This window comes from Cupriavidus sp. GW821-FHT07C08, from assembly GCF_059419025.1.
Genome location: NZ_JBWKQZ010000035.1, coordinates 1 through 20,850, shown reverse-complemented (window position 1 = coordinate 20,850; position 20,850 = coordinate 1). Strand labels below are relative to the sequence as shown.

19 protein-coding genes are annotated in these 20,850 nt (G+C 67.3%); 10 read left to right on the top strand and 9 right to left on the bottom strand.

Features of this window, described 5'->3' with window-relative positions; genetic code table 11:
* Window positions 1–105: 105 nt before the first annotated feature.
* Window positions 106–780, top strand: a complete 675-nt coding sequence (locus AC07UK_RS32345) for an SOS response-associated peptidase (RefSeq protein WP_436223606.1) — start codon at window positions 106–108, stop codon at window positions 778–780.
* Between the two features lie 51 nt (window positions 781–831).
* On the opposite strand, the gene AC07UK_RS32340 is transcribed toward AC07UK_RS32345, so the two are convergent.
* Entirely contained in the window at window positions 832–3,039 is a 2,208-nt protein-coding gene (locus AC07UK_RS32340; RefSeq protein WP_494687343.1) for a TonB-dependent siderophore receptor, read from the bottom strand.
* A 251-nt stretch (window positions 3,040–3,290) separates the two neighbouring features.
* On the opposite strand from AC07UK_RS32340, the gene AC07UK_RS32335 reads away from it, so the two are divergent.
* Together AC07UK_RS32335 and AC07UK_RS32330 are read left to right on the top strand one after the other, a co-directional pair.
* Entirely contained in the window at window positions 3,291–3,560 is a 270-nt protein-coding gene (locus tag AC07UK_RS32335; protein WP_436223608.1) for a BrnT family toxin, read from the top strand.
* A complete protein-coding gene (locus tag AC07UK_RS32330; protein ID WP_436223609.1) occupies window positions 3,544–3,894 on the top strand; it encodes a BrnA antitoxin family protein in 351 nt (116 codons plus the stop codon). The genes AC07UK_RS32335 and AC07UK_RS32330 overlap by 17 nt, the downstream gene beginning before the upstream one ends.
* 57 nt (window positions 3,895–3,951) lie before the next feature.
* Here the strand turns inward: AC07UK_RS32330 and AC07UK_RS32325 are convergent, their stop codons facing one another.
* The 3 genes from AC07UK_RS32325 to AC07UK_RS32315 all read right to left on the bottom strand — a co-directional run bounded on the left by AC07UK_RS32325 (window position 3,952) and on the right by AC07UK_RS32315 (window position 6,872).
* Window positions 3,952–4,500, bottom strand: a complete 549-nt coding sequence (locus AC07UK_RS32325) for a TetR/AcrR family transcriptional regulator (protein WP_436223610.1) — start codon at window positions 4,498–4,500, stop codon at window positions 3,952–3,954.
* Window positions 4,501–4,607: 107 nt separating this feature from the next.
* The gene (locus AC07UK_RS32320; protein WP_436223611.1) at window positions 4,608–5,999 is read right to left on the bottom strand and encodes a dihydrolipoyl dehydrogenase; all 1,392 of its coding nucleotides are present in this window, start codon (window positions 5,997–5,999) and stop codon (window positions 4,608–4,610) included.
* 141 nt (window positions 6,000–6,140) lie between these two features.
* The gene (locus AC07UK_RS32315) at window positions 6,141–6,872 is read right to left on the bottom strand and encodes a glutathione peroxidase (RefSeq protein ID WP_013952729.1); all 732 of its coding nucleotides are present in this window, start codon (window positions 6,870–6,872) and stop codon (window positions 6,141–6,143) included.
* A 304-nt stretch (window positions 6,873–7,176) separates the two neighbouring features.
* Here AC07UK_RS32315 and AC07UK_RS32310 point away from each other — a divergent pair, with 304 nt between their 5' ends.
* Window positions 7,177–8,895: a dipeptidase gene (locus AC07UK_RS32310; RefSeq protein ID WP_436223612.1), complete on the top strand. Its 1,719-nt coding sequence runs from the start codon at window positions 7,177–7,179 to the stop codon at window positions 8,893–8,895.
* Between the two features lie 103 nt (window positions 8,896–8,998).
* Here AC07UK_RS32310 and AC07UK_RS32305 read toward each other — a convergent pair whose 3' ends face one another.
* On the bottom strand, window positions 8,999–9,478 hold the full coding sequence (locus AC07UK_RS32305) for a nuclear transport factor 2 family protein (RefSeq protein WP_436223613.1): 480 nt from the start codon (window positions 9,476–9,478) through the stop codon (window positions 8,999–9,001).
* A gap of 205 nt (window positions 9,479–9,683) precedes the next feature.
* Here AC07UK_RS32305 and AC07UK_RS32300 point away from each other — a divergent pair, with 205 nt between their 5' ends.
* Window positions 9,684–10,490, top strand: a complete 807-nt coding sequence (locus AC07UK_RS32300) for a 2OG-Fe(II) oxygenase (RefSeq protein ID WP_494687321.1) — start codon at window positions 9,684–9,686, stop codon at window positions 10,488–10,490.
* Window positions 10,491–10,498: 8 nt separating this feature from the next.
* Entirely contained in the window at window positions 10,499–11,569 is a 1,071-nt protein-coding gene (gene ada, locus AC07UK_RS32295) for a bifunctional DNA-binding transcriptional regulator/O6-methylguanine-DNA methyltransferase Ada (RefSeq protein ID WP_494687320.1), read from the top strand.
* An 11-nt stretch (window positions 11,570–11,580) separates the two neighbouring features.
* Here ada and AC07UK_RS32290 read toward each other — a convergent pair whose 3' ends face one another.
* Complete coding sequence (locus AC07UK_RS32290) at window positions 11,581–13,317, bottom strand: FAD-dependent oxidoreductase (RefSeq protein ID WP_436223616.1); 1,737 nt, start codon at window positions 13,315–13,317, stop codon at window positions 11,581–11,583.
* Window positions 13,318–13,512: 195 nt separating this feature from the next.
* Between AC07UK_RS32290 and AC07UK_RS32285 the strand changes: the two genes are divergently transcribed.
* From AC07UK_RS32285 to AC07UK_RS32275, 3 genes are all read left to right on the top strand, one after another.
* The gene (locus AC07UK_RS32285; protein ID WP_436223617.1) at window positions 13,513–14,244 is read left to right on the top strand and encodes a YceH family protein; all 732 of its coding nucleotides are present in this window, start codon (window positions 13,513–13,515) and stop codon (window positions 14,242–14,244) included.
* A 224-nt stretch (window positions 14,245–14,468) separates the two neighbouring features.
* A complete protein-coding gene (locus AC07UK_RS32280) occupies window positions 14,469–15,371 on the top strand; it encodes a patatin-like phospholipase family protein (RefSeq protein ID WP_436223618.1) in 903 nt (300 codons plus the stop codon).
* Between the two features lie 148 nt (window positions 15,372–15,519).
* Window positions 15,520–16,119, top strand: coding sequence for a TetR/AcrR family transcriptional regulator (locus tag AC07UK_RS32275; protein ID WP_436223619.1), 600 nt, complete (start codon window positions 15,520–15,522; stop codon window positions 16,117–16,119).
* Window positions 16,120–16,128: 9 nt separating this feature from the next.
* Here the strand turns inward: AC07UK_RS32275 and AC07UK_RS32270 are convergent, their stop codons facing one another.
* From AC07UK_RS32270 to AC07UK_RS32260, 3 genes are all read right to left on the bottom strand, one after another.
* On the bottom strand, window positions 16,129–16,635 hold the full coding sequence (locus tag AC07UK_RS32270; RefSeq protein WP_436223620.1) for a hypothetical protein: 507 nt from the start codon (window positions 16,633–16,635) through the stop codon (window positions 16,129–16,131).
* Between the two features lie 212 nt (window positions 16,636–16,847).
* On the bottom strand, window positions 16,848–17,528 hold the full coding sequence (locus AC07UK_RS32265; RefSeq protein WP_436223621.1) for an Hpt domain-containing protein: 681 nt from the start codon (window positions 17,526–17,528) through the stop codon (window positions 16,848–16,850).
* 39 nt (window positions 17,529–17,567) lie between these two features.
* On the bottom strand, window positions 17,568–18,194 hold the full coding sequence (locus AC07UK_RS32260; RefSeq protein ID WP_436223622.1) for a response regulator: 627 nt from the start codon (window positions 18,192–18,194) through the stop codon (window positions 17,568–17,570).
* Between the two features lie 822 nt (window positions 18,195–19,016).
* Here AC07UK_RS32260 and AC07UK_RS32255 point away from each other — a divergent pair.
* Window positions 19,017–20,822, top strand: a complete 1,806-nt coding sequence (locus AC07UK_RS32255; RefSeq protein WP_494687319.1) for a PAS domain-containing sensor histidine kinase — start codon at window positions 19,017–19,019, stop codon at window positions 20,820–20,822.
* Window positions 20,823–20,850 lie beyond the last annotated feature (28 nt).

Genomic DNA, 20,850 nt, shown 5'->3' with positions numbered 1-20,850 from the left:
ACGGTTTTTGCCATCCCTGCCGTGAGCCCGGAGGCACCCCCGACGCACCTTGACGCGGCACCGCCCGGCGCCGACGATACGGGCATCACCGCCTGGAGACAGCGCATGTGCACCAACTACGCCCCGGTCCAGCGTCGGATCCTGCGCGAAATCTTCGGCGTGGAACCGCCGCCGGGGATGTACAAGGCTGAAACCTATCCGGACTACGCGGCGCCGATCGTGCGCGCCGCCGACGATGGCGCGCGCAGTGGCGCACTGGCCTCGTTCGGCATGGTGCCGCGCCCGCGCATCCCGCCCGGCGCACGGCGCTTTGACACCACCAATGCCCGCAGCGAGACCGTGGGCGAGCGCCCCGCCTTTGCGCGCTACTGGCGCCAGGGCCAGTTGTGTCTGGTGCCGGCCACGGCGTTCTATGAGTTTGCGTATCCCGAAGATGCAGTGCCCGGCGGCACGTCCGGCAAGCCGGTGCGGTGGCGCGTCTGGCTACCCGGCGAGCCGGCCTTCGGCATCGCGGGCCTGTGGCGCAGCTGGCCGGACCAGTCGCTGTCCTTCACCATGCTGACCATCAACTCGGCCCAGCACCCGGTGATGCAGCGCTTTCACAAGCCGGGCGATGAAAAACGGTCAGTGGTCGTCGTGCCGCGTGAACAGTGGGACGACTGGCTCGCCTGCCGCGATCCCGAGGTCGCGCGCACCTTCCTGACCCTCTTGCCCGCGGACGCCATGCGGGCCGAACCGGCGCCCAAAGTGCAGGGAGCGCCAATCCCCGACTCGGAGTAAGCGCGCCGCTTTCGCCGCCATGGCCGCGGGCTCGCTCCCACGCAAGGCGGCTCAGAAGCGGTAGGTAACGCTGCCCACCACCGTGCGGCGCGCGCCGAAGTAGCAGTCACCGCGCGCCAGGCAGGTGGTCAGGAATTGCTTGTCGAACAGGTTGTTGGCATTCAGCGAGACACGCAGCGGGCCGTGGTCATAGGCGATCATCGCGTCGTAGAGCGTCACGCCGCCCACCCGGTTCTGGTCGGCGCCGTCATAGCTGGGACCGATATAGCGCATCCCGCCGCCGGCGACGAAGCCCGGCACGCCAAACAGCCTGAAGCGGTAGTTGGCCCACAGCGACGCCATGTTCGACGGCGTGCTCGCCAGCTTCTTGCCCACCTCGGCCGGCGTGCCGTCGATCACGCGCGCATCCAGGTAGGTATAGGTTGCGATCAGGTCCAGCCGGCTGAACAGCGAGGCCAGTGCCTCCACCTCGATGCCGCGCGTACGCGCCTCGCCCACCTGCACCGAATCGGGAATGCCGTTGACCACGCCGGCGGTCTTGCGGTTCTTCTCGCGCATATCGAATGCGGCGATGGTCAGCGTGGCGTTCTTGCCCGGCGGCTGGTACTTGATCCCCGCCTCCCACTGCGAACCGCGCAGCGGCTTGAAGGCCTGGTTGGCCTTGTTGAAGCCGGCCAGCCCCTGGAACGACTCGGAATAGCTGACGTACGGGTTGAGGCCGATGTCCGAGCGGTACATCAGGCCGGCACGCTTGGTCAGCTCGCTGTCGTTGCGGCTGGCCGAAGGCGTGTTGTCCTGCGCGGCGCGCGACCAGTCATAGCGCAGCCCCAGCATCAGCAGCCACTTGTTCCACGACAGCTGGTCCTGCACATACAGGCCGGTCTGCGCCTGCGTGGCGGGGTTCAGGTCGCGCGTGCCCGGCAGGGTGAAATTGCCGTAGACCGGGTTGAACACATTGAGCGGTGCGGCCGTGCCCCCCACCCCGGCGCGCCCCGTGATTTCGGCGTGCTGGTAGTCGACACCGGTCAGCAGCGTGTGCTGGACCGGGCCGGTGCGGAAGTTGGTCTGCGCCTGGGTATCGACCGCGAACGAGTTCAGCGTGGGCTGGTTCAGGTAGACCGTGCGGCGCATCAGCGTATCGCTGCCCGGCACCCAGCCGTGGCCGGCGCCGTTGAAGCCGGTCGCGTAGATGCTGCGGTAGTCCACCGTGCTGTGCGAATAGCGCAGGTTCTGCCGCACCGTCACGGTTTCGTTGAACCTGTGCTGGAACTCATAGCCCACCGACGCCTGCTCGGCGTTGTAGCGGTCGAAGCCGGGCTCGCTGATAAACAGGTGATCGGGGATCTGGCCGGCCGGGTTGGCCTGCAGCGTGCCCCGCCAGGGGAAGAAGCCGACCGAGGTCCCGCTTTCATCGCGCTGGAAGTTGGCCAGCAGCGTGAGCGAGGTGTCCTGGCTCGGGCGCCACGTCAGCGAAGGCGCGATCAGGTAGCGGTTGTCCTTGACGTAGTCCACCTGCGTGTCGCTGTCGCGCGCCAGCGCCACCAGACGGTACAACCACTTGCCGTCCGCATCGAGGGGGCCGGTCAGGTCGGCCTGCACCTGCTTGCGGTTGTAGTTGCCGAACTGCACCCCGATCTCGCGCGCCGCTTCAGGCTGCGGGCGCTTGCTGACCAGGTTCAGGATGCCGCCGACCGCGCCCTGCCCGAACAGCATCGACGACGGCCCGCGCAGCACGTCAATGCGTTCCAGCGCATACACATCGGGCCGCACGTTGTTGTAGAAGCCGACCTGGTTCAGCAGCCCGTCGCGATACTGCGTGAAATCCGTGCCGCGGAACTTGCCCCAGTCGCCACGCGCATCGTTGCCGTACGGGCCGGCATAGACCCCGGCGCTGTAGCCGATGGCCTGCTGCACGCTGTGCGCGCCCTGCGCCTCCATCCGGTCGCGGGTGATGACGGTGATCGACTGGGGCGTCTCCATCACCGGCGTGTCGGTCTTGGTGGCGGTGGCGCTGCGTTTTGCCACGAAGCCATGGACCGGGCCGGCGGCAGTTTCGTCGTCGCTGCTGGCGCGGACCGTGACGGACGGCAGTTCAGCCGCAGCGCTGGCCGTTGCCGGCGCAGGCACTTCGCCGGATTGGGCAAACACGCCGCCGGCCTGCAGGCTCAGCACAAGGGTGGTCAGCGAAAGGCCGCGCGTTGTGACAAGCGCGGGGCAGGCAAAGCGCGGCTTCGCCCGCTTGGTCGGGTGGAGATGCATCACTCAGGGATCGGAAGGTAACTACCCCGCAGGCGCGGCGCGGCAAGTGGAAAATTATTATTGCGAATACGAATAATTCGCACTTACAGCAGAATTGTAGCCTCAATGTGTCAGAAGCGAGACATTTGCTACGGGCGCCTGGGCTGTCTGCTGCAGAGTGATCAGTTTTCCGCTTTACTACGATGTCAGGATTAACGCTGTAGCATAAAAATATTGCACCACCCTATTTCTTGCTGCTACAGTAAATCCGAATGGAGATCGAGCTTGACTTGGCGAAGGACGCTATCAACCAACGTCAACACGGGTTGTCACTGGCCGCCGCGGGATTGATGGACTTTGGTAGCGCCCTGCTGGAGATCGATGACCGCAAGCCATATGGCGAAACCCGCTACATCGCATATTGGCCGATTGGCCGGCGCCTGTATTGCCTGGTATTCACCATACGCGGCAACACGCTACGGGTAATCAGTCTGCGTAAAGCCAACTCCCGAGAGGTGCGAGACTATGAACAGGAAACCTGACCTCACCATGCCGACGCCCGCAGAGGATGCCGCCATTGCGCGCGGCATTGCCGGAGACCCCGATGCGGTGTCGTTGCCGACCGAGCAAATCAAGCGGATGCGCTCGGCGCGCAAGGTACTCGAGCAGGTAGTGGGAAAAGAAAAAGCCGATGAGCTGGTGAAACGCCGTGGCAGGCCGGCCAAGCCGGCCGGCGAGCGCAAGGTCAACCAGACCTTGCGGATCGATCCCGATGTCCTGGACGCCTACAAGGCAACCGGCACCGGCTGGCAAACGCTGATGAACGACGCACTGCGCGATTACGCCAGATCGCACCGGATGCTGCCGCGGCGCTAAGCCAGACGAAAGAAGCGTCGGGCAGTCCTCAGCCTCAGTGCCCAGCCCCCAAGCCAATCAGCCGGCCTGCAGCCGGCCCAGCAACCGCCGCCCCGCCTCGATCACCGCCGCATCCGGCTGCATCTGGTAGCGCACGATCATGCCTTCGATGCACAGCATGGCTTCCTCGGCCACCGCTTGCGGCTGGTCCAGGCCCAGGCGCGCGGCGATGTCGGCGACGAATGCTGCCAGCTCGGCCTTGTGCGCCACGGCCTGCTCCGCCGCGCGCGCGTCGCCGCCCGCCTCGGCCACGACGTTGATAAAGGCGCAGCCACGGAAGTCGCGGCTGAACCAGTCCGCCAGCGCGTCGGCAATCACGTCCAGGTGCGGGCGCGCGGCCAGCCGGGCTTCCACGTCCTGCCGGAACCACGTCATCCACTCATCATGGCGGCGCGCCAGGAACGCCGAGATCAGCTCGTTCTTGGAGGCGAAATGGCGGTAGAGCGACATCTTGGCGACGCCGGATTCGGCAATGATCTTGTCGATGCCGGTGGCGCGGTAGCCCTCCTGGTAGAACAGGCGGGCAGCGGTGTCGAGGATGCGGTCGCGGGCGGAGGGCGTGGCCATGTTGGCTGCGGAGTCGGTAATGGGAGCGGCCGGACAGCACCCTGTGCCGCCCGGCCTCTATAGATCGATACTATGACAGACAGACCTGTCTAGCAAACCGGGCCCGCTCAGGCTTCAAGCTTTGCCGCCGCATCGCGCAGCGCCGTACGCAGGCCCTCTTCCACCACCGGGTGGTAGAACGGCATATCCAGCATCTGCCCGATGGTCAGGCCCTGCTGGTACGACCACGCCAGCAAGTGGGCGATGTTCTCGGCACGCGGGCCGGTCCATTCCGCGCCCAGGAAGCGGCCCGAGGCCTTGTCGGCATAGATGTGCATCAGGCCGCGGTTCTTCAGCATCACGCGGCTGCGGCCCTGGTCCTCGAAGCTGACCTCGCCGGTCACGAACGTGCCTTCGGCCAGGTCGGCGTAACGCTGGCCAACCATCGCGATCTGCGGGTCAGTGAACACCACCGCGATCGGCGCGCGGCGGGCCAGCGGCTTCACCTGCGGATAGCTGGCGGCGTTCTCGCCCGCGGCCTTGCCCTCGTCCGCGGCCTCGTGCAGCAGCGGCAGGATGTTGTTGGCGTCGCCGGCGATGAACACCGGCGCATTGCCGCACTGGAGCGTGCGCGCATCGAACAGCGGCACGCCGCGCGCATCCAGCGCCAGGCCGGCATGCTCCAGGCCCAGGCCGCGCACATTGGGCACGCGGCCGGTGGCGACCAGCGCATAGTCGAAGCGCTCAGTCACGCTGCGGCCTTCGCGGTCCAGGTAGGTCACCACCACCTGGTCGCCGTCGCGGGCCATGTCGGTCACCTTGGCGTCCGGATCGAGATAGAACTCGCCGTTGAAGGTCTTCGCCGCGTAGGCGCGGATCACGGGATCCGTCAGCGGGCCGAGCGAGCCGCTGACGCCGAACACGCGCACCCGCACGCCGAGGCGAGACAAGGCCTGGCCCAGTTCCAGCCCGATCACGCCGGGGCCGAACACCACCACGCTGGCGGGCAGGTCTTCCCAGGCGAACACATCGTCATTGACGATCAGGCGGTCGCCGAACACCTGGAACGGCGCCGGCAGCATCGGCGTGGAGCCGGTGGCGATGACCACGCGGCTGGCACGCACAATGGTGTGCCCATCCACTTCCAGCGTGGTGTTGTCGATAAAGCGGGCATAGCCGCAGATGCGGTCGGCTTCGGGGATGCTCTCCACGCCGCGCACCACAAAGCCGACAAAGCGGTCGCGCTCGCTGCGCACGCGGGCCATCACCTCGCGGCCGTCAATGCGGACCTGGCCATCCACATGCACGCCGAACGGTGCGGTGTGGCGCAGTTCATGCGCGGCCTCGGCGGCAGCGATCAACAGCTTGGAGGGCATGCAGCCCACCCGGGCGCAGGTGGTGCCGTACGGGCCGCCTTCGATGATCACGGCGCGCTTGCCCGCGGCAATCGCGGCACGGTAGGCGGCAAGGCCGGCGGTGCCTGCGCCGATCACGGCGACGTCGGTCTGGATGGTGGTCATGGCGGTCAATTCCTTTGTCTTGATGGCGTCAAACTGAAGTCAATCAGCGGGCTGGATGGGGCCGCCATGCCGTCGGGCAAGGCGACCCCATCGGGTCCGGCGACTGCCGGTCCCCGGATGGGGGATGGAAGGGGAATCGGCTTACTTGCCCAGGTACTGCTGCAGCGCCTCGGCGCCGCCGATGAGCTTGCCGTTGATAAAGACCTGCGGTGCGGTCATCTCGCCCGACACGGCGCCCAGCACCTTGCCGCGCACCTTGTTGTCCAGCGGCACGTCGATATAGTCGAAGCCGTTGTCGTCCAGCAGTTGCTTGGCCTTGGCGCAGAACGAGCAGCCGACCTTGGAGAACACCACCACCTGGTCCGGCTTGCGCGCATTCGGGGCGATGTGGGCCAGCATGGTGTCGGCGTCGGAGACCTTGAACGGGTCGCCCGGCTCTTCCGGCTCGATGAACATCTTCTGCACCACGCCGTCCTTGACCAGCATCGCATAGCGCCAGCTGCGCTTGCCGAAGCCCAGGTCGGCCTTGTCCACCAGCATGCCCATGCCTTCGGTGAATTCACCGTTGCCGTCGGGGATCATGGTGATGTTCTCGGACTCCTGGTCCTTGGCCCACTCGTTCATCACGAAGGTGTCGTTGACGGACACGCACAGGATGTCGTCCACGCCGTGCTTCGCGAACACCGGCGCCAGCTCGTTATAGCGCGGCAGGTGGGTCGACGAGCAGGTCGGCGTGAAGGCGCCCGGCAGCGAGAACACGACCACGGTCTTGCCGTTGAACAGCTCGCCGGTGGTGACGGTCTTCCACTCGTTGTCTTCACGCATGCGGAAAGCGACATTGGGAACGCGTTGGCCTTCACGGGATTGCAGCATCAGTTCACTCCTTGGTCTGGATCGGGTTGGTTTCGGCTGCGGGTTGCAGCGAAGGCCCCATTCTGTCGACCGGGATGTGATTTGTACAATTCATCGTTTTAACCGCGACGATTGTCTTACGCTATTAATCCGGCATAGCCGCTCCCTATTGCGCCGGCAATGGCACCTCATCCGCGCGCACGCAAGAGCATATTTTTTCGGCAAATACCGGCGAGTGCCCTATCATGCGGCATCCACTCAGACTCCCGTTTTGTCCGCAATGACCCGACCTTGCCGCCTGCCGTCTCTCCGCCGATGGGCCCCGATGCTCGCGCTGTCACTGATGCTGGCGCACCCCGCGCAGGCGCAAACCCTGAAGAAACCGGCCCTGGATGCGCTGGTCTCCGGCACCCGAACGGCAGCCCACGCCGACCTGCAGGCATTCATGGCCGCCGCGGCCAAAGCCGAGCCTTCGGTGGCGCCGGCCGTGGCGGCGTGGCAAGCCCGGTCGCCGCTGGCCGGCGACAACCTGGCTAATATCGGCCGCCTGCTGGGCGTCTACAACCGCGTCCACAACGAGGCCGCGGTGATCGACGCCATCGGCAGGATGGTGGCGCTGCGTACCGTGCGCGACGAGAAGATCCCGCAGCACGAGAACCCCGCCATCATCGACTTCGGCAAGATGATCGAGGCCATGGCGCGTGACTTCGGGCTGGCCTACCGCAATGTCGACAACCGGGTCTTCGAGGTCACGCTGCCCGGCGGCGCCAAGGACACCTTCGGCATCCTGACCCACGCCGACGTGGTGCCTGCGGTGGCCGAGGAATGGGTGCTGGAGGACGGCACCAAACTGGATCCGTTCCGCATGACGCGCGTGGGCGACACGCTGTACGGGCGCGGCACCATCGACGACAAGGGCTCGATCGCCGCGGTCATGTATGCCATGAAGACCGTCAAGGAAAGCGGCGTGCCGCTGGAGCGCACCATCCGCCTGATGATCGAGACCACCGAGGAAACCGGCGGCGACGGCATGAAGTACTACCGCCAGCACACCACCCTGCCCGAGTACAACGTCGTGCTCGACAGCAAATACCCCGCGGTGGTGGCGGAAAAAGGCGCGGGCACGCTGACCGTGTCCTTCGGCATCAAGGCGGCGGACGGCAAGAGCGCGCAGGGCAAGCCCGACTACAAGGGACCGGCCATCGTTGCCATGCGCGGCGCGGCCTCGGCCAACGCCATCCCCGAGACCGCCACCGCGCGCATTGCCGGCGGCGATGCTGCCGCCGTGGCTGCCACGCTGGAACAGGCGCGCGCTGAATTCCTGCACCGCCACACCCCGCGCGGCAAGTTCTCCATCGAAGTGAAGCGCGCCGGCAACGACGTGGAAGTCAAGGTCACCGGCGTCTCGGCGCACGGATCGCGCCCGGAGGAAGGGGTCAACCCGCTGCCGCGGCTGGCGCTGTTCCTGCAGGCCAGCGGCGTGCAATTTGCCGAGAACCATTACCTGAACGCGGTCCGCTACCTGAACGACCTGTACGGGCTGGACTACCTCGGCACCAGGATGGAGGTGGCCTACCGCGACCCGTTCATGGGCCCGCTGACCATGTCGCCAACGCTGGTGCGCGAACGCGGCGAATATGTCGACGTGGTCACCAACGTGCGCATGCCGCGCGGCCGCACCCCGGACGAGCTGGGCGGCAAGATCACCAAGCGTATTTTCGGCTGGGCCGCCACCCATGGCCCGGTCGAGATCAAGTACGACCAGGGCAACTGGATGGCACGCGATCCCAAGGGCGCGTGGCTGTCCACGCTGCTGAACATCTTTGGCGATACCACCGGGCTGGAAGCCAAGCCGGTTTCCACCGCCGGTAGTACCACCGCCAAGCTGATGCCCAATGCCATCAACTTCGGGCCGGCCATGCCGGGCAAGAAGTACACCGCGCACAATGCGCGCGAGTACAAGGAAGTGGCCGACCTGAACCTGGATATGCAGATGTTCACCGAGATGCTGGTGCGGATCGGGAACCTGGACAAGATGCAGTAAGGCTGTTCTACCAAGCCCGATTGTTCGCTCCCTCTCCCACGCGCGGGAGAGGGAGCTGGCTTGCAGTGTTCAGCGAATATCGCCGTACTGATACCCAACAGCCTTACAACCCCAGTTCACTCAACCCCGCATGTTCATCCGGCCGCCGGCCCAGCGGCCAGTGGAACTTGCGGTCCGCCGCCTTGATCGGCGCATCGTTGATGCAGGCAAAGCGCCTGCGCATCAGCCCCGCCTCATCGAACTCCCAGTTCTCATTGCCGTATGACCGGTACCAGTTGCCGGAATCGTCGTGCCATTCGTAGGCAAAGCGCACGGCGATGCGGTTGCCGTCGTGCGCCCACAGCTCCTTGATCAGCCGGTAATCCAGCTCCTTCTGCCACTTGCGCTGCAGGAAGGCGACGATGTCGGCGCGGCCGTTGACGAATTCCGCACGGTTGCGCCAGGCGCTGTCGACGGTATAGGCCAGCGCCACGCGCTCGGGGTCGCGGCTGTTCCAGCCGTCCTCGGCTGCACGGACCTTGGCAATGGCGGATTCATGGGTGAATGGGGGCAACGGTGGACGGATTTCGGCTTGTGCGGACATGCGAAGACTCCTTTGCTGAAACAGGGTGGATCAGGTGGGAAGAACAGCCTGCTCGTTATGATACAGACCTGTCTCATTATTGATAGACAGATCTGTCTTGTCAAGGCACGCTGCCGGGCAGAATTCAAAAGCAAGACCCGGAGTGCGAGGCGCACGCGGGCGGCCTAAAGTTGGCACCATGCAAGCGAGAGACAGGAGACCCGCGGTGAGCACCAGCCAGATACAACGCCCCGAAATGGCCGCGGCAGGGCCGCGCAGGCCAATACCGCCGGCGCGCGGCACGGCGCGGGGGCATGGGCACGGAGCCGATATCGCCACCTGCGTCGATGGCGCCGACTGGGCGGCCATTGCACGCGAACTCGACGACTACGGCTGCGCCGCCATCCGCGGTCTGCTGTCGGCAGCCGAATGCGACGCGCTTGCCGCCGGCTATGCGCAGGACGCGCTGTACCGCTCTCGCATCGAAATGCGCCGGCACGGCTTTGGCCAGGGCGAGTACAAGTACTTCCGCTACCCCCTGCCCGACACCGTGGCCGCATTGCGCACGGCCCTGTATCCGCACCTGGTGCCGGTGGCCAACCGCTGGAACGCCGCCATGGGCATCGATGTGCGTTATCCCGCCGCGCACGCCGACTATCTTGCCCGCTGCCACGACGCCGGCCAGTTGCGCCCGACGCCATTGCTGCTGCGCTACGGCCTGGGCGACTACAACTGCCTGCACCAGGACCTGTATGGCGAGCACGTATTCCCGCTGCAAGTCGCCATCCTGCTGTCCGAGCCGGGCCGCGACTTTACCGGCGGAGAGTTCGTGATGACCGAGCAGCGGCCGCGCATGCAGTCGCGGGCCGAGGTGGTGACGCTGCACCAGGGTGACGCGGTGGTATTCGCCGTCAGCCAGCGCCCGGTGCAGGGCAGCCGCGGCAGCTACCGCGTGAACCTGCGGCACGGCGTCAGCCGGCTGCACGCGGGCCAGCGCTACACGCTGGGCATCATCTTCCACGACGCCACGTGAGGTATTCCATGACCCGTTCCACACAGCAACCGGAAGCCAGCACCATCGAACGCGACCCGCGCTGGGCCCGCGTGCTGGCGCGCGATCCGGGCGCCGACGGTGCCTTTGTCTATGCGGTCAAGACCACCGGCGTGTACTGCCTGCCGAGCAGTCCGTCGCGCCTGCCGCATCCGGCCAATGTCGAGTTCTTCGATAACGCCGCCGCGGCCGAAGCGGCCGGCTACCGGCCCAGCCGCCGTGCCGCCGCGCCTGCGCTGGCGGCCCAGCATGCAGCCATCGTGGCCGACGCCTGCCGCCGCATCGAGGCCGCCGACACCCTGCCCACGCTGCCCGAACTTGCCAGTGCGGCGGGCGTCAGCCCCTATCACTTCCACCGCCTCTTCAAGGCCGCCACCGGCCTGACGCCGCGCGCCTATGCCGCCGCGCATCGCGCCAGGAAGCTGCGCGAGCAACTGGGCACCAGCGACTCCGTGACCGAGGCGATCTACGACGCCGGCTTCGGCTCCAACAGCCGCTTCTACGAGACCTCGGACGCGGTGCTGGGCATGACCCCGTCGCGCTACCGCGCGGGCGGGGCCGACACCGATATCCGCTTTGCCATCGGCCAGTGCTCGCTGGGCGCGATCCTGGTGGCCCAGAGCGAGCGCGGTGTCTGCGCGATCCTGCTGGGCGACGATCCGCAAACGCTGCTGCAGGACCTGCAGGACCAGTTCCCGCGCGCCAACCTGATCGGCGGCGATGCGCAGTTCGAGCAACTGGTGGCGCAAGTGGTGGGCTTTATCGAGGCACCGTCGATCGGCCTGGCGCTGCCGCTGGATGTGCGCGGCACCGCGTTCCAGCAACGTGTATGGCAGGCCCTGCAGGAGATCCCCGCGGGCAGCACCGCCAGCTATGCCGAGATCGCGGCCCGCATCGGCGCGCCGCGTGCGGTGCGCGCGGTGGCGCAGGCCTGCGCCGCCAACCACCTGGCGGTGGCCATTCCCTGCCATCGCGTGGTGCGCAGCGACGGCAACCTGTCGGGCTACCGCTGGGGCGTGGCGCGCAAGCGCGAACTGCTGGAGCGCGAGGCGCAAGCCTGAGTGGCGCGCGCTCAGCGCGCCACGGCTGCCTGCACCCGAGCCAGGTAGTCGTGGATCTGCGCCACCACCGCCGCGCCCTCACCCACCGCCGCGGCGACCCGCTTGGTCGACCCCGCCCGCACATCGCCGATGGCAAACACGCCCGGCACGCTGGTCTGCAGCGGATACGGCACCGCCGACGCGCAGCCAAGCTCGCCGCCGCCGGTGCGCACGAAGCCCTTGTCATCGACCTCGACATTGCAGGTGCGCAGCCACGACGCATTGGGATCGGCACCGATAAACAGGAACAGGTGCCGCACGTCCATCGTGACCGGGGCCGGGCTTTCCGCCGGGCATTCGTAGCGCACCGAACTGAGCCACCCTTCCCCCGCCAGCGCGCTGATCTGCGCGTGCGTGTGCAGCGTGATGTTGGGCAGCGAACCGATACGGTCGATCAGGTAGCGTGACATGGTGGCGGCCAGCCCCGGCCCGCGCACCAGCATATGCACGTGCGCCGCGTGCGAGGCCAGGTAGACCGCTGCCTGCCCCGCCGAATTGCCGCCGCCCACCAGCATCGCCGGCTCGTTCTTGCACAGCTTGGCCTCCACCGGCGAGGCCCAGTAGTACACGCCGCGCCCTTCAAAATGCTCCAGCGCGGCGATGTCCGGGCGCCGGTACTGCGCACCGGTGGCGATCACCACGGTATGGGTCGGGATCATGCGGCCATCGGCCAGCTCCAGCCGGATCGGGTCCGCGCCACAATGCAATGCCTTGACCTCCAGCGGGATGGCGATATGCGCGCCGAACTTCAGCGCCTGCACGAACGCGCGCCCGGCCAACGCCTGCCCGGAGATGCCGGTGGGAAAGCCAAGATAGTTCTCGATCCGGGCACTCGCGCCCGCCTGCCCGCCCGGCGAGCGGCAATCGATCACCGCCACCGACAAGCCTTCGGACGCGGCATACACGGCCGTGGCCAGCCCGGCCGGCCCGGCGCCGACCACCACCACGTCATAGACGTGGGCCGGATCGAACTCCGGCAACAGCCCCAGGCACGAAGCCAGCTGCCCTTCGTCCGGCGCGCGCAGCACGCGGCCGTCGGCGCAGATCACCAGCGGGAAGTCGCTGGCGGGCGCGCTGGCGTAGTCGAGCAGCAATGAGCAGTCACGTTCTGCGTCGATATCGATGACCGTATGCGGGTAGCCGTTGCGCCGCAGGAAGGCCTGCAGTGCGACCAGCTGCGGCTCGGTGCCGTGGCCGACCAGCACCGGCCCGCTGCCGAATTCGATCAGCCCCACGCGGCGCAGGATCAGCGCGCGCATGATGCGCTCGCCCAGTTCGGCCTCGGCCACCAGCAGGGCGCGCAGCCGCTCTGGTGTGATTGAATAGCCCTGGGTATCGGTCACGGCCACGCCGTCGACCAGCGCCGGGCGGCCGCTGAGCGTGCCGACCTCGGCCAGGAAGTGGCCGGGTCCCTGCTCGGTGATCTGGTGTTCGCGCCCGAGGCCGTCGCGCCGCATGAGCCGCACGCGGCCACTGATGATCAGGTACATGCCCCGGCCCGTCTCGCCGATTGAAAAGAGCTTCTCGCCCGCGCGCCATTTCTGCGGCGTGCCGAAGCGCCGCACGCGCTCCATGTCGTCCGCACTGAGCTGCGGGAACATCTGGTGCGAGCGCGACTCCAGCGTGGAATACGGCGCCTCCAGGCCGCCGCCAGCCTCAGGGCCGGTATCTGCATCAGGTTCCATTGCTTCCGACTGCGAAATCGCCATGCTCCCTCCCCGTCTGGACCCGCGCCCACCCGGACGCATGTTTCCCGCTGCCGCGGCGCGGCCTATCGATAGTAGACCGCACGGCGCAGAATGCGAGAACCGCACGGCGCAGTTGCGGATTGTGCCGGCTTGGGATTGAATGAGCGCCTCGGCGTGTCGGCATTCGCCGTCACCTTCAGCAATAAACCAGTCTTGATGCAATCAAACCATGAATCCGACGCCAGCCAGACTGGCGACCGTCCCGCCCGTCCGGCATTGCGCCCCCTGACGCCCGTCGAAGGCCGCGTGCTCGGCGTGCTGGTCGAAAAGCAGCACACCGTGCCCGACACCTACCCGCTGTCGCTCAATGCGCTGGCCTCGGGCTGCAACCAGAAGACCGCCCGCGCCCCGGTGATGAACGTCAGCGAGGCCGAAATCCTTGAAGCCATCGATGGCCTCAAGGGCCTGAGCCTGGTCTTTGAAGGCAGCAGCAGCCGCGTGCCGCGCTTCGAGCACAATATGCAGCGCGTGCTGGCCGTGCCCAGCCAGTCCGTCGCGCTGCTGGCGCTGCTGCTGCTGCGCGGCCCGCAGACCGCGGCGGAGCTGCGCCTGAATACCGCGCGCCTGCACGGCTTTGCCGATATCTCGTCGGTCGAGGCCTTCCTTGACGAACTGGCCAGCCATGCGCCGCCCTTTGTTGTCCGGTTGCCGCGCGCGCCAGGCGCACGCGAAAATCGCTGGATGCACCTGCTGAGCGGCGAAGTGAGCGCCGCAGCGGCCGCCGACGATGCCGAACGCACCACGGGCGGCGCCACGGCCTCGCCAGGCGAACTCGAACAGCTGCGCGCTGAGCAGCAGGCCCTGACCGAGAAGGTGGCGAAGCTGCAAAGCCTGGTCGAACACATGGCCGGGCAACTTGGCATCCCCGTGGACGAGTTTCTCGACTGACACCCCGCCTGCGCCTTATCTGACGGTACAGACCACCCCGCTGCCAGCCAGCACTGGTGGTTGGTGGAAATTTCTGGCGGTTAATTGCGTTATTGCCTCGCGAAGGCGAACCACTGGCTCAGACCGTAGCGCGGCAGACAACCTGCCGCCGACCTGCCCGATGACCCGGGTGTCGGCTATGCTTTGCTCAGGACAGCAGACTAGAAAGGGAGACCGGCGCAGCCATGGACAAGACAGCCTTCGTATTTGCCGGCGGCGGCAGCCTGGGTGCAATCCAGGTCGGCATGCTGCGCGAACTGGTGGCGTGGGGCGTAATGCCCGATATCGTGATCGGCGCCTCGGCCGGCGCCATCAACGGCGCCTACTTCGCCTGCAATCCGGGCGTGGCCGGCGCCGGCCGGCTTGACGAGCTGTGGCGCAGCATCCGGCGCTCGGACATCCTGCCGTGGAGCTGGCGCAGTGTCTTGAGCATGTTCGGCGGCAATCGCGGTCACCTGGTGGAGGCGGCCGGGCTGCGCGCGCTGCTGGCGCAGCACTTCGGGCCGCGGCGGCTGGAAGCGGCGGAACTGCCGTTGCATGTGGTGGCCACCGACATGCACAGCGGCGACGAGGTCTTGCTGTCCAGCGGCAGCATCGTCGACGCGGTGCTGGCCAGCGCGGCCATCCCAGGCGTGTTCCCGCCGGTGCAGTTCGAGGGCCGCACGCTGATCGACGGCGGCGTGGCCAACAACACTCCGGTGTCCACCGCGATCGCACTAGGTGCCACGCGCGTGATTGTGCTGCCCGCGGGCTTCACCTGCGCCGAGCGCCGCCCGCCGCGCGGCGCGCTGGAACATGCGTTCAACGCGCTCTCGCTGCTGGTGGCGCGCCAGCTCGTGAACGACCTGCAGCACTTCGCCGACCGCGCGCAGATCAGCGTGGTGCCGCCGCTGTGCCCGCTCGATATCTCGCCCTACGACTACTCCAAATGCGGCGAGCTGATCGACCGCTCCGCGGCCACCACCGCGCAGTGGCTGCAAGGCAAGGGCCTGGACAGCCAGCGCATACCGGGCGCGCTGGCGCCGCATTCGCACGACGAAGCGACGCCCAGCTGCAGCGCCGACATCCCGACGGCGGCGCCCCACTGAAGCCGCTCAGCGCGGGGTGGAAGTACACGAACGGATTGTGCCGCGCCGTACTGGTCGCCCTTGTACCGGCGCTCATCGACGCGGATCAAGGCACGCCCACGCTGCCCGCGCGCCAGGCTGCGCTCTGGCCATTGCTACAATCCGACAGATGTCCACCCAAGCCGAACGCAGCGCCAGCACCCGCCAGTCCCTGATCGACGCCGCCGTGGCCTTGCTCGTCGAGCAAGGCTATGCGGCCTTCTCAGAAGCGCGCGTGTGCGAGCTGGCCGGCAGCAGCCGCGGCTCCCTGCGGCACCATTTTCCCGAAGGCCGCTATGACCTGCTGCCAGCCATGCTCACCTGGCTGCTGGAGCGCGAGGCGGCGCGCCTGGCCGCGCTGGGCCCGCTCAGCCCTTCGCTGCGCCTGCACCTGATGCTGCATGTCCTGGCGACCCGCCCACAGCGGCATACCTCGCTGGCCATACTGGAGGTGTGGATGGCAACGCGTGGCGACGCGCGCCTGGCCACGGCCGTGCGCGCACCGCTGGAGGCCGTGCCGCAGATGCTGTTCGGCCAGCCGCCGGACGCGCCGCCAGAGCCGGAATGGCTGGCGCTGCGCTGTTTCCTGCACGGCGCCACGCTGCACAGCTTTGCACCGGACTATGACGGCCAGGACTTGTCCGCAGCGGTGCGCTGGCTGATGGCGCGCCTGCCAGCCCCGGCCGGGCTGGACGCCTTGCTGGCGCGCATGCACGCGGACTGGTTGTGAAGCGCCGGATCAGGGCAGCCGCGCGAGCAACCGGTCGCCCAGCGTGGGCGGCAGCGCCAGGCGCCCTGCCTTGCCAGGCGCCGCGGCATCGAAGACCACGGCCTGGCCGTCCCAACTCAGCCGCACCGGCCCGCTGCTGTTGAAGGTGCGCTGGGCCAGCACGCGGTTGCGCTCCACGCCGTAGATGCGCAGCAGCACCCGCTCCCGGCCCAGATAGCAGTATTCCGCTGCGTACCGCGCAGCGGCATCCAACGACGGCAGGAGCCGGCAGTTATGCGCGCCGGCTCGCTCCCAGGCGCCGTGGCCATAGGCAATGGCGGTCCAGATACCACCGAGCGCCAGCAGCCGCCCCGCGGTGACCCGTGCCAGCCGCTGCGCGCGGGCCTTGCGCCCGTCCGGGGTGGCCATCACGTACGACATCGCGCGGTACACCGCCAGTCCCATCAGCAGCATCGTCACCGCCGCCAGGTGGAAATAGAACGCCGACTCCGGCATTGACGCCATGATCTGACCCATGCCCGCTCCCGGAAAATATCGTCAAACTACCGTCCCGCCGAAATTAAAATCCGGCGCCCGTGCCGTCATATAAATCCGCACCGCATTAATCGGCGCCATTAATTCCAGAATATTGAAAATCGGCGCCCTGATATATCCGAGCATAATCAACCGACCGCACCGGGCCAATCCGGTGTATTCCCGCACCGGACCTGCCGGCTACCGCCTCAGTCTTATTTTTCCGATGGCAGCGCCGCGAGCAGGCTGAGCAGCCGCGCCACCGTCGGCGCCACGATCGCGGCCAGCGCAGCAGCGTTGGCGGAATCGCCGTCGCCGGCGGCGTGCTCCAGGCGCTGGGCGAAAGCACGCAAGCCGTGGCAGCCGACGTAGTGGGCAGATGCCTTGAGCCGGTGGGCGACGCTGCGCACCGTGTCGAGCGCACCGTCCGCGGCGCGCAGCTGCGCCAGGTCAGCCTGGGTCGCGGTGACCAGGGCGTGCACCAGTTCAGCGGCAAAGGCGCGGTTGCCGAAGGTCTGCGCCGCGATGGCTGGCGCGATGCCAGCAGCCTCGCGCGGGGACAGCGCCAGGTAGCGTTGCCGGGCCAGCATGGCGACGGTGGCCGCTTCGGTCACCGGTTCGCGCAGGCAGGCGATCACACCCTCGTCCGCGCCGGGTACCGGCACCGCAGTGGCCGGCAGCACCACGGCGCAGACCGGACCGGTGGCACGCCAGGCACGCAACAGGGTGTCGGGGATCCCGGTGGCGGCGCCGGCAATCACCAGGCCGATGTCTGCGGCGGCGTTCGGCGCGGGCGTGTCGGTATGCACCTCAAAGCCGAGATCGCGCAGGATCGGCGCAACGCTGGCGACCCAGCGCGTGTCACCGGGCGTGGCAAGCAGCAACGCGCCGGTCATGCGCAGCCTCGCGATGCGAGACGAATGACGGGCAGCATGCTAGCCAATCGCGATATGGTGGCGCCGCGCAAAGTCGATGACATCGACAATCGATCTTGCCCCGAGTTTTTCCATGACCCGGGTCTTGTGCGTGCTGACCGTCTTGTTGGAGATAAACAGGGTTTCGCCGATTTCCTTGTTCGACATGCCCTTGGCAAGCATCTGCATGACCACCAGTTCCTTGTCGGAAAGGCTGGCCAGGCGCGCGGCTTCGTCGGCGTGGCCGGCGTTGTTGCCATGGTTGATTTCCGGCATCACCGTATAGCCGGCCAGCACGGACTCGGTGCAGCGCACGATTTCGGCCAGGTCCTGGGTCTTGCTGACAAAGCCATGCGTGCCGGCCTGGCGCGCGCGCGGGGCAAAGGTGTTCTGGTCCTGGCCGGAAATGACCAGGATGCGCACGGCGGGGTGGCAGGCCTTGAGGCGGGGGATCACGTCCAGCCCGTTGATCTTCGGGATGTCCAGGTCCAGGATCACCACGTCGGGGGTGTACTGCCGCACGATCTCGATGGCGGCCTGGCCGTTGTCGGCCTCAAGCACATGGGTGATGCCCAGCACTTGGGAAAAGTGCGTCTTTAGCACCACCCGCATGGGCGGATGGTCGTCGACGATCAGGATTGTGGTCACAACTTGAACTCCATAGCAGGCGCCCTCGATGTCCGGGTGCCCGGGCACATCATTTTGCTCAGCATTTGGGCTGGAGGGCGCCGGAAATTTCCGAGCGAGGGACTGCATCTTCCGAAAACCCGGCCGGGGTTTTGCAAGCCTGGCGTAATGCGGGCCATGGCAGTTGCGCAACGCCAATCATAAATAAGGCTGCCGCCACGGCATGAAAGACCACGTCGCCGGACAATGGCCGGCGGTATCCAAACGCTTTCGACCAGCCCGCTGCCATCGGGTTTCCCGATGCTGCCGCGTGCGTGCCTGACTGATTCCGGCGTGCCGGCCGGTGAGGTGCTGACCGGGATTGTCTTCGATATGTGACGTGACAGGCATCAATAGCGCGTGATCCGGAAATTTCACCCTCAATCTCAGATTCGTCTTAATGAGATAAGGAGGCTGAGCCCATAGAGTGAAAACAAGCCAGTCACCGCTACGCCAACCGCGCAGCGGTGGCTGCCACGTTTTCATTGTATTTTGGCGCCCCGTTTGTCTATTCGTCCGCCCGTCCCTATCGAATCACCCTCGGCCACCGCTTGCGCGCACCGCTTCACGCGCGCCTGGCGGCTGGCATGCGCCGCTCTGCTGCTCGTCGGCGTATCGGTCAGTGCCGCTGCCCAACCGAGGGCAGAGCCCGCGCCAGCGCCCGCCACGGTGCCATCCCTGGCTGGCATGCCTGTCGCCTCGCCCGAGGCACCTGCCCTGCAACCAGCCCCGCCACCGGTGATCCGCACGCCAGCGCCCGGCAGCGCCCCACCATCGCACGCAAGGCCACAGGCGCATTGGCGGGTGCTGGGGTGGACGACCGGACTGCTCTGCCTGCTGACGCCATGCCTGCTGGCATGGATCTTCGTGCTGTACCGCGAGGTGCGCCGGCGCCGGGCTGCGGAGATTGCGCTGAAGGACAACATCGCGATCCAGTCGGCGCTGCTCGACGGCATTCCCCAGCCCGTCTACCTGCGCGATGCCTCGCTGCGGCTCATCACCTGCAACCGCAGCTATGAAGAACTGGTCGGCGCCACGCGCGACACGTTGCGCGGGCAGCCGCTGGAGGCGTCGGTCCGGGTGCATCCCATCGCCATCGACATGGCCGAGGTGGTTCGCGACTACCACAAGGTGATCGAAGACGGCACCCCGCTGCACAAGGACCGCTGCCTGCGCCTGGGCGGGCGCACCCACCACGTGCTGAACTGGATGACACCGCTGCGCGGCGCCGATGGCACCGTCAAGGGCCTGGCCGGCGGCTGCGTCGACCTGACCGAACGCCACGACATGCTGGCCGAGCTGGCGCCCGCCAACCGCGCCAAGTCCACCTTCCTGGCCTCGGTCAGCCATGAGATCCGCACCCCGATGAACGCCATCACCGGCATGCTGGAGCTGACCCTGGCGCGCTGCCAGCTGGCCGAGCAGGAACGCCTGCAGCTGGTCACCGCGCACAAGTCGGCGCTGGGCCTGCTGGCGCTGATCGACGACATCCTGGACCTGTCCAAGATGGAGGCCGGCAAGTTCAGCATCCACCCGGCACCCGTTTCGCTGCCCGGTCTGGTCAAGGATACGCTGCTGATCTTCGGACCGGTGGCGGCGCAGAAGGGCCTGCCACTGACCAGCGGCATCGGCACCGCCGTCGCGCCACTGCACCAGGTCGATGCCCTGCGTTTCCGTCAGATCCTGGCCAACCTGGTGTCCAATGCGGTGCGCTTCACCGACAGCGGCACGATCCACGTCAGGCTTGACGCGCTGGCGCCTCGCGACGGCGTGCAGCAGGTCATGCTGACTGTCTCCGACACCGGCATCGGGATTCCCGCCGACGCGCAGGCGCGGATGTTTGAACCCTTCGAACAGGTGCATGACCGCATCCGCCCCCATGCCGGCGGCACCGGGCTGGGGCTGGCAATCTGCCAGCGCCTGGCCAGCGCGATGGGAGGCCAGATCTCGCTGTCCAGCCAGCCGGGCCAGGGCACGCGCGTCATGGTGACGCTGCCGCTGACGCTTGCCGTGGCCACGGAACTGCCCGAGCCGGTGCCGCCGCCCACGGCGGGCTGCGCACGGCGCCGGGTCAACGTCCTGGTGGTCGACGACCATGCGCCAAACCGGTTGCTGCTGCAGCGCCAGCTGGAACACCTGGGCCACCGCGTGAGCACCGCCTGTGATGGCCGCGAAGCGCTGGCCAGGCTGGACCGGGCCAGCTTCGACGTGATCGTGTGCGACTGCGCCATGCCGGTCATGGACGGCCTGGCATTCGCACGGGCGGTGCGCGCGCGCAAGGATGACCGCACCGGCGTGCCGGTAATCGGCTGCACGGCGAGCGCCGTCGCGGCGGACCACGCCGCGGCACTGGCGGCGGGCATGAATGCCGTGATCGTCAAGCCGGTTGGCCTGCAGACGCTGGATGCGGCGGTGGCAAAAGCCTGCGCCAATGGCTACCGGGCGCGCAAGGTGGCCGTGCCAGTGCAGGTCAGCACGCCCGACAGCCAGGCCGGCACGCGTGACGAGGCCGCCCACTGCGGCGTCAAGCCCGGCTCGCGGCCGTCATGGTGCGCGGTGTGCCGGGCGATGAACGTGCAGTGCGACCGCCTCGACCAGCCGGAAGATTAAGAACCCGTTTCAGAATGAAAAAGGGGAC